Annotated in this window: 15 protein-coding genes; all 15 read left to right on the forward strand. The window is 40.0% G+C overall.

Translation table 11 applies throughout. The annotated features are described in order from the left end of the window. The 15 genes from glpK (at position 1) to GCWU000282_RS07305 (ending at position 16876) form a co-directional block, all read left to right on the forward strand. Positions 1–1497 (forward strand): glycerol kinase GlpK, encoded by a 1497-nt coding sequence (gene glpK / locus GCWU000282_RS07235; RefSeq protein WP_023354405.1) that lies wholly within the window; start codon positions 1–3, stop codon positions 1495–1497. Between the two features lie 47 nt (positions 1498–1544). Further along, on the forward strand, positions 1545–2165 hold the full coding sequence (gene gmk, locus GCWU000282_RS07240; protein ID WP_023354406.1) for a guanylate kinase: 621 nt from the start codon (positions 1545–1547) through the stop codon (positions 2163–2165). Between the two features lie 54 nt (positions 2166–2219). Next, positions 2220–2471: a DNA-directed RNA polymerase subunit omega gene (gene rpoZ / locus GCWU000282_RS07245; RefSeq protein WP_035040267.1), complete on the forward strand. Its 252-nt coding sequence runs from the start codon at positions 2220–2222 to the stop codon at positions 2469–2471. Positions 2472–2605: 134 nt separating this feature from the next. Further along, a complete protein-coding gene (priA, locus tag GCWU000282_RS07250; protein ID WP_023354408.1) occupies positions 2606–4831 on the forward strand; it encodes a replication restart helicase PriA in 2226 nt (741 codons plus the stop codon). Positions 4832–4981: 150 nt separating this feature from the next. Beyond that, positions 4982–5509: a peptide deformylase gene (gene def / locus GCWU000282_RS07255; RefSeq protein ID WP_023354409.1), complete on the forward strand. Its 528-nt coding sequence runs from the start codon at positions 4982–4984 to the stop codon at positions 5507–5509. Beyond that, a complete protein-coding gene (gene fmt, locus GCWU000282_RS07260; RefSeq protein ID WP_023354410.1) occupies positions 5509–6450 on the forward strand; it encodes a methionyl-tRNA formyltransferase in 942 nt (313 codons plus the stop codon). Before def ends, fmt begins: the two co-directional genes overlap by 1 nt. Further along, positions 6437–7804, forward strand: a complete 1368-nt coding sequence (rsmB, locus tag GCWU000282_RS07265; RefSeq protein WP_023354411.1) for a 16S rRNA (cytosine(967)-C(5))-methyltransferase RsmB — start codon at positions 6437–6439, stop codon at positions 7802–7804. The genes fmt and rsmB overlap by 14 nt, the downstream gene beginning before the upstream one ends. Before the next feature lies 1 nt (position 7805). Then, positions 7806–8852 (forward strand): 23S rRNA (adenine(2503)-C(2))-methyltransferase RlmN, encoded by a 1047-nt coding sequence (gene rlmN, locus GCWU000282_RS07270; RefSeq protein ID WP_023354412.1) that lies wholly within the window; start codon positions 7806–7808, stop codon positions 8850–8852. Between the two features lie 63 nt (positions 8853–8915). Further along, positions 8916–9638 carry a Stp1/IreP family PP2C-type Ser/Thr phosphatase gene (locus GCWU000282_RS07275; RefSeq protein WP_035039978.1) on the forward strand — a complete coding sequence of 241 codons (723 nt, stop codon included), beginning with the start codon at positions 8916–8918 and terminating at the stop codon, positions 9636–9638. A gap of 1 nt (position 9639) precedes the next feature. After that, a complete protein-coding gene (gene pknB, locus GCWU000282_RS07280) occupies positions 9640–11736 on the forward strand; it encodes a Stk1 family PASTA domain-containing Ser/Thr kinase (RefSeq protein ID WP_023354414.1) in 2097 nt (698 codons plus the stop codon). Continuing rightward, positions 11736–12608, forward strand: coding sequence for a ribosome small subunit-dependent GTPase A (gene rsgA / locus GCWU000282_RS07285; RefSeq protein WP_023354415.1), 873 nt, complete (start codon positions 11736–11738; stop codon positions 12606–12608). Before pknB ends, rsgA begins: the two co-directional genes overlap by 1 nt. A gap of 1 nt (position 12609) precedes the next feature. Next, positions 12610–13284 (forward strand): ribulose-phosphate 3-epimerase, encoded by a 675-nt coding sequence (rpe, locus tag GCWU000282_RS07290; RefSeq protein WP_023354416.1) that lies wholly within the window; start codon positions 12610–12612, stop codon positions 13282–13284. Further along, the gene (locus tag GCWU000282_RS07295; RefSeq protein WP_023354417.1) at positions 13247–13939 is read left to right on the forward strand and encodes a thiamine diphosphokinase; all 693 of its coding nucleotides are present in this window, start codon (positions 13247–13249) and stop codon (positions 13937–13939) included. The genes rpe and GCWU000282_RS07295 overlap by 38 nt, the downstream gene beginning before the upstream one ends. A gap of 10 nt (positions 13940–13949) precedes the next feature. Next, positions 13950–14558, forward strand: a complete 609-nt coding sequence (locus GCWU000282_RS07300) for a hypothetical protein (protein WP_023354418.1) — start codon at positions 13950–13952, stop codon at positions 14556–14558. An 11-nt stretch (positions 14559–14569) separates the two neighbouring features. Next, a complete protein-coding gene (locus tag GCWU000282_RS07305; protein ID WP_023354419.1) occupies positions 14570–16876 on the forward strand; it encodes an ATP-dependent helicase in 2307 nt (768 codons plus the stop codon). Positions 16877–16924: the final 48 nt, after the last annotated feature.

Raw genomic sequence — 16924 nt, forward strand, 5'->3', positions numbered from 1 at the left:
ATGGGGAAATATTTGATGGCACTTGACCAGGGAACCACAAGTTCAAGAAGTATAATATTTGATAAAAACGGTAATATAGTTTCTATGGCACAGAAGGAGTTTACGCAGATTTATCCCGAACCCGGATGGGTAGAGCATAACCCGATAGAAATCTGGTCCTCTCAGTTTGCAACAGCTATAGAAGCTATGGTTAATGTGGGGGCAACCTATGAAGATATTGGGGCAATAGGCATAACCAACCAAAGGGAGACAACTGTAGTCTGGGACAAAGAAACAGGAGAACCCGTCTGCAATGCCATTGTATGGCAGTGCAGACGTACTGCTCATCTTATAGACAGAATAGTTAAAGAAGGAAATGGATATTATATCAGAGAAGCTACCGGGCTGGTGCCGGATGCATATTTTTCCGCAAGTAAGGTTGCTTGGATACTGGATAACATAAGAGGGGCAAGACAAAAAGCGGAGGAAGGCAAGCTGCTTTTTGGAACCATAGACACCTGGCTTATCTGGAATCTTTCCGGCAAGAAAGTACATGTAACCGACTATAGCAATGCTTCAAGGACAATGCTTTATAATATACATAAGCTGGAATGGGATAAGCAGATTCTTAAAATATTTGACATTCCTGAGAGCATGCTTCCTGAAGTAAAGCCAAGCTCCTGTATATATGGGGAAACCAATCATGCGCTATTTGGAGGGGGTATACCTATAGCAGGGGCGGCAGGAGACCAGCAGGCCGCACTTTTTGGACAATGCTGTTTTGATAAGGGAGATGTCAAGAATACTTTCGGTACCGGAAGTTTCATACTTATGAATACGGGAAACGAAGCCATACATTCAAAAGCAGGGCTTTTGACTACCATAGCCGCAAGTACAAGCGATGTACCTGAGTATGCACTTGAAGGAAGTGTGTTTGTGGCAGGAGCTTCCGTACAGTGGCTGAGGGATGGATTAAGGATGATAAAAACTTCGGCACAATCCGAAGAATATGCAGAAGCCGTAGAAGATACTGAAGGAGTTTATGTTGTACCTGCTTTTACAGGTATGGGTGCTCCGTACTGGAATCAATATGCCAGAGGTTCTATATTTGGACTTACCAGAGGAATAACAAAAGAACATCTTATAAGAGCTACTCTGGAGTCAATAGCATATCAGTCCTGCGATGTATTTAGGGCAATGGAGGAGGATGCCGGAGTAAAAATCAAGGGGCTTAAAGTAGATGGAGGAGCTTCTGCCAATAACTTTCTTATGCAGTTTCAGGCTGATATAATGGATACTTTTGTAAGAAGACCGCATTGTGTAGAAACTACTGCACTTGGTGCAGCTTATCTTGCGGGCTTGGCTACAGGTTATTATGAAAGCAAGGATGAAATAAGGAAAAACTGGCAGTTAGGAAGGCTTTTTGAACCTGATATGGAAGGTGAAAAAAGGGAGAAGAAGCTTAAAGGCTGGAAAAGGGCTGTGAAATGTACTCTTGACTGGGCTAATGAAGAGTAGTAAAATAATAGTTTATGAAATATTAACAGATTAAGGAAATAAAATATATGAAAAGAGCGGGTGTGCTTTCTGTAATCTCCGGATTTTCGGGAGTAGGAAAGGGAACTATAGTTAAGAAGTTAGTTGAGAAGGAAGGCTATGCTTTGTCTGTATCGGCTACTTCCAGAGCTCCGAGACAGGGAGAAGTACATGGAAGAGAATATTTCTTTTTGACAAGAGAAGAATTCCATAGTATGATAGAGAATAATGGTCTTATAGAATGGGCTGAGTATGTCAGCAATTTCTATGGTACTCCGAGAGAATATGTAGAAGAAAGACTTGCCGGGGGGGAAGATGTTATCCTTGAGATAGAGCCGCAGGGTGCACTTAAGGTTAAAGCGCAGTATCCCGAAGCGGTACTGATTTTTATCGTACCTCCCAATGTAAAAGAGCTTGAAAACAGACTCATAGGCAGAGGGACAGAAGAAACTGAGATCATAAAGAAAAGGCTTAAGAGGGCGGCAGAGGAGACAGCGTTTATTGAAAACTATGAGTACATTGTGATAAATGATGACCTTGAGGATGCCGTAAGTGATATTCACCATATTATTCAGGCGGCTTCTCACAAGAGAGAAAGACTCGGAGAATTTGTAGATATTCTGACCGATGACCTGAAGAAGAGCTTTTAGTTAAGTACCTGAGAGTAATGTTAGTAAAAATAGAAAGGAATAATAATCATTATGATGTTACATCCATCTTATTCAGACCTTATGGAAGTTGCCAACAAAGATGTGGAAGAGGGCGAGAACAAATTAGTAAACAGCCGTTATTCCATAGTACTTGCCACAGCAAGGAGAGCAAGACAGATAATATCGGGCTCAGAGCCTTATGTCGCAGCCGATGAAAAGAGCAAGCCTCTTTCGGTAGCTGTAGATGAGCTTTATCATGAGAAAGTTAAGATTGTTGGCGGAGAAGAAGCGGAAGAAGAGAAATAAGTATTGCCCAAATTAATTGGGTTAACCGGAAGAGGGCTGTTGCAGAAGGAATTATCCGAAATGCGACTGCCCTTTGTGTTTGTTAAGACATTGTAAGCCTGCTTTGGGGTATTTACAGGGAATGGGGTGGTTAAGTGTATGCCGAGGTTGTAATCGGAATTTCTGTAGATAAATTGGATAAGACCTTTTGTTACAGGGTGCCTGAGCATTTGGGTGATGCAGAGAATCTCATAGGTGCTGAGGTTATAGTGCCTTTTGGGATGGGAAACAGGGAAACAAAGGCCTATGTAGTGGAAATAAAAGAAGATACTGAGGTGGATAAGCATCTCATTAAAGATATTTTAATGAAATCCGAAAATTCGGTTAATATAGAAACTAAACTTATAGAGCTGGCTTGTTGGTTAAAAAATAATTACGGCGGAAGTATGAACGAGGCTCTGCGCTCTGTACTTCAGGCACCTAAGAAGGTTAATCATATAAAGGCAAGAACAGTATCGCTTTTAACGGACAGAGATGAAGCGGCAGAAAAGCTGAAAGAGTTTGAAAGAAAAAAATACTCCTTAAAGACTAAAATTTTAGCGAAGGCTATAGAAGGTGAATTTAGTTATGAAAACTTTATAAAAAATGAAAAGTCTGCCGCCTCTGCTTTTAAATCTCTGGTTAAGGATGGGATAATAGAGATAAAAGAGGAGCTGTTATATAGAAAACCTGTAAAAATAAGTGATAAGAATACCGGTAAGGCAGAGCTTGGTGAGGAGCAGAAAAGAGCGGTTGATAAGGTAGTAAATGATTATAAATCGGGTATTATGGGCAGGTATCTTCTGTTTGGAATAACAGGAAGCGGCAAGACGGAAGTATATATGGAAATAATGGAGGAAGTTATCCGGTCGGGCAGACAGGTAATCTTCCTGATTCCTGAGATTGCTCTCAGTTTTCAAATGGTGGAAAGACTTTCTGCAAGATTTGGAGAGAGAATATCTGTAATGAATTCCAAAATGTCACAGGGAGAGCGCTATGATCAGTATTTAAGAGCTAAAAACGGGGATATAGATATTATAGTAGGGCCAAGATCTGCCCTATTTACACCGTTTTCGAACCTTGGGCTTATAATAGTGGATGAGGAGCATGAAGGAAGCTACAAAAGTTCCAAGACTCCCAGATATCATGCGAGGGAAACAGCCCTATACAGAGCGGGAAAAGAAAATGCGGCAGTCATACTTGGTTCTGCAACACCCAGCCTTGAAGCGGTAAAGCTTGCATCGGATAAAAAAATAGAAGTGCTTATGCTTACTGAACGTCCGGCAGGAGCCTTGCTTCCCGAGATAGAAGTGGTTGATCTCAGAGAAGAACTGAGGGCGGGCAACAAATCTATTATAAGTAAAAAACTTTCAGAGCTTATCAAGGACAGGCTTGCAAAAAAAGAGCAGACAATATTATTTATCAACAGAAGAGGCTATGCAGGCTTTGTTTCCTGCAGAAGTTGCGGAGAGGCTGTCAAATGCCCTCATTGTGATGTGAGTCTTACCTTTCACAGACCTGACAGATTAATCTGCCATTATTGCGGTTATGAAGAGAAGATGCCGGATAAGTGCCCTAAATGCGAGTCTCCGTATATAAGTACCTTTGGGCTTGGTACTGAAAAAGTTGAAGAAATAGTAAAAAATGACTTTCCCGTAGCGAGAGTTCTTAGGATGGATGGGGATACAACTACAGGAAAATATGGACATGAGGCTATTATTGAGAAATTTAAGAAGGGAGAGGCGGATATCCTCATCGGCACACAGATGATAGTTAAGGGGCATGACTTTGAAAAGGTGACATTGGTAGGGATTCTTGCCGCAGATTTATCGCTGTTTTTGGGAGATTTCAGGGCGGCAGAGACTACTTATGAGCTTCTTGTACAGGCAGCAGGAAGAGCGGGGAGAGGAAGATACAGAGGAGAAGTGGTTATCCAGACCTATAAGCCCGAGCATTATGCAATTCAGTCGGCAGCCACAGGTAATTACAAGGAATTTTATACCAAAGAAATACATTACAGAAAGCTTGGCGAATATCCGCCGGAGAAGCATCTGTTAGGAATTATCCTCTATTCGGTAAAACCTGAAGAGGTAACAAGGGCGGGAGAAGTACTTGCAGGCTATTTAAAAGGTGAAAAATCGGAAGAAGTAACTGTAAACGGTCCTGTTTGGGCGGCTATACCCAAGATAAGGGATATATACAGAAAGATAATTTACCTGAAATCAAGCGTCAGAAATGAGTTGGTCAGGGCTAAAAACCAGGTTGAAATATACACAAAAGAAAATCCTCATTTTAATAAAGTAAGTGTACAGTTTGATTTTGAGCCACAGGGAAATCCATAAACTTTACAGAAGATAGGATATAATGGTATAATAGTAAGAATAATTTTATATAAAAGTGTGTGCAAACACACACTTTACGCGCGAGCGGTGCCGTTAGGCAAAAGAAAGTTGAAACTAAAGCAATAAATTACAAGATATAATGGAGGAGTAATGGCGCTTAGAAACATAAGAATTGTCGGAGATGAAATCCTTAACAAAAGAGCAAGAGAGATAAAAGAAAATTCCGATAAGATACAGACTTTAATAGATGATATGCTTGAGACTATGTATGATGCTGACGGAGTAGGACTTGCGGCACCACAGGTAGGTGTACTTAAAAGACTTTTTGTAATTGACTGCTCGGAAGACAGAAATGAGCCCTTTGTTTTCATCAACCCTGAAATTCTTGAAACAAGCGGGGAGCAGACAGGAAGCGAAGGCTGTCTCAGTGTGCCGGGCAAAGCAGGTATAGTTACCAGACCTGAATATGTGAAAATGAAAGCGCTTAACAGAGAGTTTGAAGAGTACATCATAGAAGGAGAAGGGCTTTTTGCAAGAGCAATGGTACATGAAAACGAGCATTTAGACGGACATATATATACAGAAAAAGTTATAGGAAATGTGTATAATGCGGGAGATGCCGAGGCTGAAAGAGAAGCGGAGATAGCAGCAGGACTTCCTGTGGAAGAGGAGAATTAATGAAAGTAATTTTTATGGGAACACCTGATTTTGCGGCAGCTTCCCTTGAAGCACTTATAGACTCGGAGCATGAAATACTTGCTGTAGTGACCCAGCCGGATAAGCCTAAAGGAAGGAAAGGAGAGCTTACGCCTCCGACGGTTAAGACTATTGCTGTAGAAAAGGGTATAAAAGTCTATCAGCCCGTAAAGGTAAGAGAACCCGAATTTGTAGAAATTATCAGAGATTATAAGCCGGATGTAATTGTTGTAATTGCCTTTGGACAGATTATACCGGAGAGCATACTTGAAATTCCGAAATATGGCTGCGTAAATATACATGGATCCTTACTTCCCAAGTACAGGGGGGCTGCTCCTATTCAGTGGGCGGTGCTTGACGGCGAGAAAGAAAGCGGAGTTACTTCCATGCTTATGGACAAAGGAATTGATACCGGAGACATCCTTCTAAAAAAATCAATTAAGTTAGCGGAGGATGAGACTTCGGGCAGTCTTTTTGATAAATTGATGGCATTAGGGGCAGAAACACTTTTAGAAACACTTGAAGGTCTTGAAAAAGGCAGTATAACACCTGAAAAACAGGGTGACAGCCCTACCGATTATGCCAAAATGCTTACAAAGGATATGGGGCTTATAGACTTTACAAGGACAGCAGCAGAACTTGACTGCTTTGTAAGAGGAATGAACCCTTGGCCAAGTGCATATACTACTCTGGGCGGTAAGACCTTAAAAATATGGAGAGCAAAGCCGGTGGCTGAAAAGGGAAAGGCAGGAAGCGTGCTGAGGGTTGGTAAAGACAGCTTTGTTGTGGGTTGCGGAGAAAATGCTCTGGAAATCTTTGAAGTTCAACTTGAGGGTAAGAAGAGAATGCCTGCCGGAGATTTTCTTAAAGGAACTCATATTGAGGCGGGTAAGGAGTTTGGAGGCGGATTTGGCGGTAAATGAAAGAGAAATAGTGCTTGATATGTTTCTGTCGTTAAAAGACGGTAAGCCTGGTCATATAGTACTTAAGGACACTCTTGATAACTATCTTTACCTTGATAAAGCTTCAAGAGGCTTTATAACAAGGCTTTATGAGGGAAGTATTGAAAAAATGATTTACCTTGACTTTGTGATAAACAGTTTTTCAAAAACTCCCGTAAAAAAGCTGAAGCCGATTATAAAAATACTTATGGAAACTGCAGTCTATCAGATATTTTTTATGGACAGGGTTCCGGACAGTGCAGCTATAAATGAGGCGGTAAAACTGGCTAAAAAGCGTGGACTTGCAGGACTTTCGGGCTTTGTAAACGGAGTACTGAGAAATATAGCAAGGAATAGAGAAAACATCGCTCTTCCTGATAAAGATAAGGAATATATCAGATACCTTGAAGTAAAATACTCTATGCCAAAGGAAGTTACAGAGCATTTTATAAAAGAATACGGCAATGTGCAGGCTGAAGAAATTTTAGAAGCTTTTGAAAAAAAGCAGCCCATTGTTGCAAGGGTTAATGGGACAAGGCTTACAAGAGAAGAACTTGTAAAGAAACTGACTGAGGAAGATGTGAAGGTAAGTACGGATACGGTATTTCCCGAAAGCCTTAAAATATTGGAGCTTGACAGCCTGAACTTTTTGGAAAGCTTTGAAAACGGAGACTTTGTTATCCAGGATGAGAGTTCACAGTTCATTGGGAAAATAGCAGAACTTCCGCAAAATGCAAAGGTACTTGACATCTGTGCCGCGCCGGGAGGCAAGACCTTACTTATGGCAGAAAAGCCTGAAGCAGAGAGGATTACAGCCTGTGATATTTCTGAAAAAAAGACCGGTTTGATAGAAGAAAATATAAACAGGATGGGTATTAAAAAGGTAATTACAATGGTAAATGATGCCACTGTATTTAATAAGAAATTTGAGGAAGATTTTGACCTGGTAATTTGTGACCTGCCTTGCTCGGGACTCGGTGTTATTGGCAGAAAGCGTGATATAAAATACAATATTACCGGGAATAAAATAAAAGAACTTGCGAAGCTTCAGCGTGAAATCTTAGAAAATGCCGGGAAATATGTAAAAAAAGGCGGATATCTTATATTCTCCACCTGTACAATGAGTAAACTTGAAAATGAAGAAAATTTTAAGTTCATTTCAGAATTTTCCGGCTTTTCACCTGTGGATTTTTCGGATAAAATAAAGGATAGTGTAGTAAGATACAAAGCAGGCGGCAGACTTATATCGGAAGCGGAAAAAGGCTATATAAGACTGCTTCCGGGAGAGCTTGGTACAGATGGATTTTTTATTTCAGAATTTATGAGGGAAGAATAGTTTGACAGAGGTAAGAAATGATATTGTAAGCCTGAATTTTGATGAGCTGGCAAGTCTTATAAAAGAGCTTGGTGAACCGGCATTCAGGACAAAACAGATTTATGAGTGGATACATAAGAAGCTGGTTAAAGGCTATGATGAGATGACAAATGTCCCGTTGGCACTTAGGAATAAACTGAGTGAAAGATTACCCTTTCCCGAACTTACGGAAGTGGCAAGGAAGGATTCGGCTTCCGGTGATACCTCTAAATTTGTGTTTAAGCTCTATGATGGTTATGTTATAGAAAGTGTGCTTATGAAATACAGGTATGGCAATTCTGTCTGTATTTCATCCCAGGTAGGCTGCAGGATGGGATGTACCTTCTGCGCATCAACTCTTTTAGGGCTGTCAAGGCAGCTTGCTCCTTCTGAAATGCTCTCTCAAATCTATACAATTCAGAGAGAAACAGGCGAAAGAGTGAGTAATGTAGTTGTAATGGGCACAGGTGAGCCGCTGGATAATTTTGATAATCTTATCAAGTTTATAGAGCTTTTAACTGATGAAAAAGGATTAAACATAAGTCAGAGAAACATAACTGTTTCTACCTGCGGATTGACTGAAAATATAAAAAGATTGGCAGACAAAAAATTTGCAATCACACTTGCAATTTCCCTTCATGCACCTACGGATGAGGACAGAAAAAGAATAATGCCGATAGCTAATAAGTATACAATATCCGAGATTATGGAGGCTACGGACTATTATTTTGATAAGACCGGAAGAAGAATTTCATACGAATACAGCCTGATAGACGGGGAAAATGATACACCGGAAAATGCAGAAAAACTGGCGGTCTTATTAAAAGGAAAGAACTGTCATGTCAATTTAATTCCGGTTAATCCTATTAAAGAAAGAACCTATAGGAGTTCAACACCTAAGGGAGTAATCAGGTTTAAAAAAATACTTGAAAATAGAGGAATAAATGTTACTATTAGAGAAGAGATGGGGCAGGATATAGATGCAGCCTGCGGACAACTTCGTAAAGAGTATATGGAAAATACTGAGTGAGAGGCGGTTTATGAATAGACACAGTTTACAGTGTTATATATGTATAGAAGGGAGATTGCACAGATGAAATCATTTTCTGAAACCAGAGCAGGAAAAAACAGAAGTGTAAATCAGGATTGTTTTCTATGTGAAGAAGAGGCAGTGGGAGAGCTTCCCAATCTGTTCATTGTGGCAGATGGACTGGGAGGCCACAATGGGGGGGATTTTGCCTCAAAATTTTGCGTAGAAAATGTGAAGGATTATATTCTTAATAATAGGGGAGGTTCAATAATTTCTACCATAAGGTCAGCAATAAAAGCTGCTAATGAAGGAATTAGGGAGAAAACCAAGACAAATGAAGAACTGAAAGGCTGTGGCACTACAGTTGTATTGGCAACGATTAAGGATGGTATTTTATATATTGCCAATGTCGGTGATTCAAGGCTCTATGTGGTTCAAAAGGGAAGATTGACTCAGATTACAGAGGACCATTCTGTGGTTGAAGAGATGGTTAAGAGCGGAATAATTAAAAAAGAAGAAGCGAGGTTTAATCCGCATAAGAATAAGGTTACAAGGGCTTTGGGTGCGGAACCGGATGTTGAAGCAGATTTTTTTGAGGTTCAGCTTGAAAAGGGAGACAGAGTTTTCCTTTGCTCAGACGGAGTTTCCAATATGATGGACGAAAGAAATATAGAAGAAATAGCCGCAGCTGACAAAGAATTGTCAGAAATTTGTAGTATACTTATAGAAACTGCTGTGCGTAATGGCGGAAAAGATGATGCAACAGTAGTAATGATAGAGGTGTAATATGTTAAATAAAGGCAAATTGATAGGTGGGCGTTATGAAATAATCAGTTTAGTAGGCTCAGGCGGAATGGCTGATGTTTATAACGCAGTGGATAACAGACTTAGCAGACAGGTAGCAATAAAGGTTCTTAAAGAAGAATACAGCTCCGACAAGAATTTTGTTATGAAGTTCAGAGCTGAGGCTCAGTCCGCGGCGGGACTTTCTCATCCTAATATAGTTAATGTATATGATGTAGGAGAAGATGAAGGCCTGCATTATATAGTCATGGAACTTGTTGAAGGCATAACTCTTAAGAAATTTATTGAGAGAAAAGGCAAACTGGAACTTAAAGAAGCTGTAGGGATAGCGATTCAGATAGCCCAGGGTATGGAAGCTGCCCATGCAAACCATATCATTCACAGGGATATTAAGCCGCAGAATATCATTATTTCCAAAGAAGGCAAGGTAAAAGTAACTGACTTTGGTATAGCCAAGGCAGCAACTTCCAATACTATTGCAGCCGGTCAGGCGGTCGGCTCTGTTCACTATATTTCTCCGGAACAGGCAAGAGGAGGATATTCGGATGAGAAGAGCGATATATATTCTTTGGGTGTTACCCTTTATGAAATGATATCGGGTAAGATGCCGTTTGCTGCGGATAATACGGTTTCGGTTGCACTTTTACATATAAATGAGGAAGCCGTACCGCTTAGAGAACTTGATCCTGAGATACCTGCAAGCATTGAAAAAATAGTTCAGAAATGTATGCAGAAGAAGCCTGAACGCAGATACCTTACCGCAACTGAGCTTATAGCGGATTTAAGGAAGGCAGTTTCCGAACCGGAAGGAGACTATGTAGATTTTAATCAGGCAGTTGTTACGGATTCTCCTACAATTAATATTTCGGGAGAGGAGTTGGAGACTATTAAAAAAGGAAGATACAATACTGACAGAAATAACAGAACGAATGAGAAGGTAAGAAAGCGTGAACCGCGTGAGGTAAGGGAAGTTCCGGAGGATGAAGAAGAATCTATGGATCCTAAGATGGAAAAACTTATTCTTTTCGGAGGAATTGCAGCTATTGTTATACTTGCAATAGTAGTAATCGTGCTTTTGATGAAGGGATTTAATCTGTTTAGCAATGGCGGGGATAGTTCGTCTTCCGGCAAAACAGCTTCAAGTCATACAGCATCCTCTTCCTCAATAGCTTCTGAAACGTCTTCAAAGACTGACAAGGTAAAAGTTCCTGAAGTTAAGGGACATACTCTCACGGAAGCCATGGCTATTCTCGCTGATGCAGGAATTACTAACTATAAATCCAAGTATGAGAGTTCAAAAGATGTTGAAAAAGAAAAGGTTATGGATGTAACACCTGCTGAGGGTACTGAGATTAAAAAAGATGATAAGGTTCTTATCATTGTAAGTAAGGGTGATGACAGTCAGACTGTACCTGATGTAAAAAATATATCAAAGGAAACCGCAACCTCAACTCTTGAAGACATGAAATTTGTTGTAAATACACAGGAAAAACCAAGCGAAACAGTTGAGAAGGGAAAAGTAATCGATACTATCCCGACAGCAGGTACTGAGGTTAAAGAGGGAGATACTGTAACTATTGTAGTAAGTAGCGGCCCTGAAAATAAGAAAGAACTTGTTCCGAATGTGCTTGGAAAGTCTGAGGCAGATGCTACTACAATACTTAACAATTCAGGTTTTAAGGTGTCTATAGCTTATAAGGAAGATGACAGCGCAGAAAAAGGTAATGTAATAAGCCAGAGTATTGCGGGAGGCAATGAGGCAGATAGGGGAACTACGATAGTTTTAAGCATAAGTAAAGGACCTAAGCCTGTTACCTACACATATTCTGCTTCACTTACAATAGATGAAAGTCCTTTTGCAGAGGCCGGAGAAAGCGGCGATATAGTAGTTAAGATGGATCAGGATGGCAAGACTAAGACTGTATATTCAGGAACTGTAAGTGATGAAGACTTCCCGCTTCAGATTGATGATATTACCAGTTCAAGTGAAAGCGAAGCGGTATGCTATCTCTTAGTAAACGGTGAAGTTTATGACGGTAAAGTATGGCGTATCACAAACTGGAGTAAGGCTGAAAACTAATGGAAGGCAGAATAATTAAAGCTATTGCGGGTTTCTATTATGTCCATAACGGTGAAGATGTTTATGAGTGCAGAGCCAGAGGAGTTTTCAGAAATAAGGGAATTAAGCCTCTGGTTGGAGATATTGCAGAAGTTGAAATACTGGACGGTGAGAATAAGAAGGGTAATCTGACAGAAATAAAAGAAAGAAATTCTTTTCTCATCCGTCCTGCTGTTGCCAATCCGGATCAGGCTCTTATAATATTTGCCGGCGCAAAACCCGAGCCAAACCTTAACTTGCTTGATAAATTTTTAACCATGATGGAAATTAAGAATATTCCGGTGGCTATTGCGATAAGCAAAAGTGATTTAACTGATGAAGATAAGATTAAGGAGCTTACTTCAGTTTATTCTAAATATTACAAGGTGATTGAAATAAGCGTGAAAGAAGAAAAAGGACTTGATGAACTTAAAGATTTCCTAAAGGGGAAGTTTACAGTACTTGCAGGTCCTTCAGGTGTAGGCAAATCTACGCTTACAAACTACCTTGCACCTGAAGCCGACATGGAGACAGGTGAAATAAGCAGGAAGATAGAAAGAGGTAAACAGACAACCAGACATGCCGAGCTTTTTTACATAGGACAAGGCGGTTATATCTGTGATACACCGGGATTTGGAAGTTTGGAGCTCTTTGATGTGGACAAAATAGAACTGAAGGACTATTTTCCTGAGTTTGCGGAATACACGGAAGACTGTAAGTTTAACGGATGTATACATATAGGAGAAAGGGACTGCGGTGTGAAGAAAGCCCTGGCAGAAGGAAAAATTTCCGAAAGCAGATATAGGAATTACCGATTGATTTATGAGGAATTAGCAAACAGGAGGGAGTATTAAAATGGAATACATACTTTCGCCATCAATACTTGCGGCTGATTTTGGAAAGCTGGCCGAGCAGATTAAAATTACAGAGGAAAATGGTGCGAAATATCTTCATTTAGATGTAATGGATGGCGCCTTTGTACCAAGCATATCCTTCGGAATGCCCGTAATTAAGAGTCTTAGGAAGTACAGCGGACAGGTGTTTGACGTGCATCTTATGATAGAAAGTCCTGAAAGATATCTTGAGGATTTTAAGGCTGCAGGCGCAGATATAATCACGGTTCATGCTGAGGCTACAAAGCATTTGCACAGGACAGTAACAAGGATTAAAGAATTGGGGCTTAAAGCAGGAGTTTCTCTTAATCCGGCTACTCCTCTTTCAGCTATAGAACTTGTGCTTTCGGAAGTGGATATGGTGCTTATTATGAGTGTCAATCCCGGCTTTGGCGGACAGAAGTTCATACCGTTTACTTTGGATAAGATTAGAAAATTAAGAGAAATGTCTCCCGATATTGATATAGAGGTAGACGGAGGCGTAAATAAGGATAACGTGGCTGAGCTTGTAAAGGCAGGTGCCAATGTATTGGTTGCCGGAACGGCTGTTTTCGGCGGGGACATAGCAGAAAACACAAAGCTTATGATTGAGAGGATGCATGAAGAAGGTACTTATAATAACAGGGGGCAGAACTGATACGGACTTTGTGGCAGAGGCTTATAAAGAATATTCGCCGGATGTGGTTATAGTGGCGGACAGAGGGGTGATGGCTGCTAAGGAGCTAGATATCATACCTGATTATATAGTCGGAGACTTTGACAGTGGTGACACTACAGTAGTAGAATATTTTAAATCTCAATTTGAAGTCTATGGAAAGCCAATGGTCAGAACTTTTAATCCCGAAAAGGATGAGACTGACACGGAGCTTGCAATTTCTCTTGCACTGACCTTGAATCCAAAGGAAATTGTTCTGCTTGGTGCCACCGGAACCAGGCTTGACCATACCATGGCAAATATAGAGCTTTTGTACAGGATAACAGAAAGCGGAGTAAGAGCAAGAATTATAGATGAATATAATGTTATAAGTATTCATGATAAAGAAATCACTTTGAAACGTGATAAAGCGTTCGGCGAATATTTTTCTTTAATACCGTTTACTGACAATGTAAAGGGGCTGAATATAAGAGGAGCTAAATACGAAGTTGAAAACTATATTTTAAGTTCGGGCAGCAGTCTGGGAGTAAGTAATGAATTTATGAAGAACACTGTAAAAATAAGCTTTGACAGCGGAATTCTCATACTGTTCCAGACAAGTGATGAACGGCTTGACTTAAGGGGAAAATGTAACTAATGGGGGTGTTATGAAGAAAGACTTGCAGGATATGGTGCACGAGCTGACTTATTATATTGAACTTATAATAGCGGTTATTATGTGTTGTGTCATAGCCATTATGACCTTTAAGCTCCTTACTGTAGCTATTCCTAACTATATAGCAGACGGGGAGATAGAAATCGAAGGCTTCTTGGAAAAGGTAATGATGCTTGCTATCGGACTTGAGTTTGTAAAGATGCTTTGTAAGCATACTCCAAGTACTGTAATAGATGTTCTCTTGTTTGCCATAGCAAGGCAGATGATTGTGGAGCATACTACGACCCTTGAAAATCTGATTGGTATCGTGGCCCTTGCGGGCTTGTTTGCCACAAGAAAGTATTTACTCTGCCATTTTGATGAAATTGAAAAACGGGTGTACAGAGGTAGCCAGAAAACTGCCATTACCAACAGAATGGCAAGGATAAAAATACCTATTGAGGACGGAGAAACTCTTGCAGAGGTAGTTAAAACTACATTGAACAGAGAAGAAAGAACCGTAGCTATAGGTGCCTGTGTGTGGTACAGGGATTTTGCGCTCAGAATAGACAGTATGCATGGAGATAAAATAACCAGAGTAGAGGTAATTAAGTCAGTTTAAGGGTAAAGAAAATGAATATTTTAGATAATTTAAATCCTGAACAAAAAAAAGCAGTGGTGCATGAAAATGGGCCACTGCTCATTTTGGCCGGGGCAGGCTCAGGTAAAACCAGGGTTCTTACCAGGCGTATAGCTTATCTGATTAAGGAATATGGGGTAAGTCCCTGGAATATATTGGCACTTACCTTCACCAACAAGGCAGCAAGAGAAATGAGGGAAAGAGTAGACGAGCTCATAGAAGAAGGTGCAGAAAATATATGGGTTTCAACCTTTCACTCAGCCTGTGTAAAGATGCTTAGAAGATTTATAGACAAGATTGGTTATGACAGGAGTTTTAATATCTACGATACGGACGATACCAAGGCTGTGGTTAAGCAGGTATTGAAAGCTCTCAACATAGACAATAAGGAATTTCCTGAAAAAACCTGTTTGAATGTCATCTCAAATGCTAAAAATGATTTTATAGATGCTGAAGAATTTGCCGTAAATTCAAAGTTTGGTGTGGATAATAACGTCTATGCCAGAGTGTACTCAGAATATGAAAAGCGAATGAAAAATAATAATGCACTTGATTTTGATGATATTTTAGTTAAGACTGTAGAGCTTTTTCAGACAGATAAAGATACTTTGGAATATTATCAGAGGAGATTTCGCTATATTCTTGTGGATGAGTATCAGGATACCAATATAGTTCAGTTTAAGCTTCTGAAACTTCTTGCAAATTATGTAAACGAAGACGGAGAAATAGAGAACAACCTCTGTGTGGTAGGAGATGATGACCAGTCTATATATAAGTTTAGAGGGGCAGATATAAGAAATATTCTTAATTTTGAGAAAATATATCCGAACGCACTTGTAATAAAACTTGAAGAAAATTACCGTTCTACAGGTAATATACTGGAAGCCGCCAATGGTGTTATAAGCAATAACAAAGAGCGTAAGGATAAAAGGCTTTGGACAAGCAAGGAAGGCGGGGCATCTATTTCCTATAAGACCTATGATACAGGTGAGAGGGAGGCAAACGGTGTAGCAAACACTGTCCTGCGTACTGTGAATGAAGGAAAAGCAAAGTATTCGGATATTGCAGTTTTATACCGTACCAATGCCCAGTCCCGTGCAATAGAAGAAAAATTTATTTACAGCAATATTCCGTACAAGTTATATGGGGGTACAAACTTCTACAGCAGAAAAGAAATAAAAGATATACTTGCTTACCTGAAAACTATTAACAACCCTAAAGATGACACTCAGGTCAGACGAATATTAAATGTTCCTAAAAGGGGAATCGGAAGTGCTACAGAGGATAAAATTGCAGATTATGCCTTAGAAAAGGAAATTTCGTTTTTTGAAGCCTGTATGAGGGTACAGTCCATACCGGGACTAAGCAGGGCGGTGGCTAAGGTTGAGAAGTTTGTGGCTTTTATTGGAGCTAAGATAAGAGAATTTAAGGATACCGTCTGTATGAAGGCTGAGGTGGAAGCTCTGATAGAGGAGATAGGCTATATAGAAGAGCTGAAGCTTGAAGGGACTGATGAGGCACAGGGCAGAATTGAAAATATCGAAGAGCTTATAAATAAAGTTGCTATATTTGAGCTGGGAAATCAGGATGCAGGTGATATAAAACTGGGTAATTTTTTAGCTGATGTTTCACTTGCAACGGATGCTGACAATAAGGACAGTGAAAATAAAGATGCCGATAAGGTAACACTTATGACACTTCACTCAGCTAAAGGACTTGAGTTTAAGATAGTTTTTATAGTCGGTATGGAAGAAGGGCTTTTCCCAAGCAGAATGTGTCTTTTTGCAATGGATGAAAGCGAATTGGAGGAAGAAAGAAGGCTTTGCTATGTAGGTATTACAAGGGCAATGGAGAAGCTTTATCTCTCCAATGCCGCATCCAGAATGTTAAGAGGAGATGTACAGTGGAATGCACCGTCAAGATTCATAGGTGAAATTCCGGAACATTTACTTTCTGTAGGCGGAAGTATAGACAATATCAGACAAAAAAGAAACGAGAACTTATATGCCGGAGATAGAAATGCTTTTTCAAAATCCGCCGGCTACCAAACCGGAGGTGCTTCGTCAGACAAAAGAAATATTTTTTCGGGAAACCCTTATATAAGTAAGGGATTTGGCGGCGGAATCGGAGTTTCTGACAGTGTTAATATCGGTGACAGGGTGAGGCATGCAAAGTTTGGTGCAGGGGAAGTAATAGATTTGGTCAGGGAAAATGATGCGGTATCAATTAAATTTGACAATGAAACCTTCGGAATCAGGAAAATGAAATTAGGTATGGCAGGACTTAAAAAAATTAACTGATAATAGTATTATTTTAAAAAATATGATATACTGATTATATCAAATTTG

It is taken from the genome of Catonella morbi ATCC 51271, assembly GCF_000160035.2.
Lineage (GTDB): Bacteria > Bacillota > Clostridia > Lachnospirales > Lachnospiraceae > Catonella > Catonella morbi.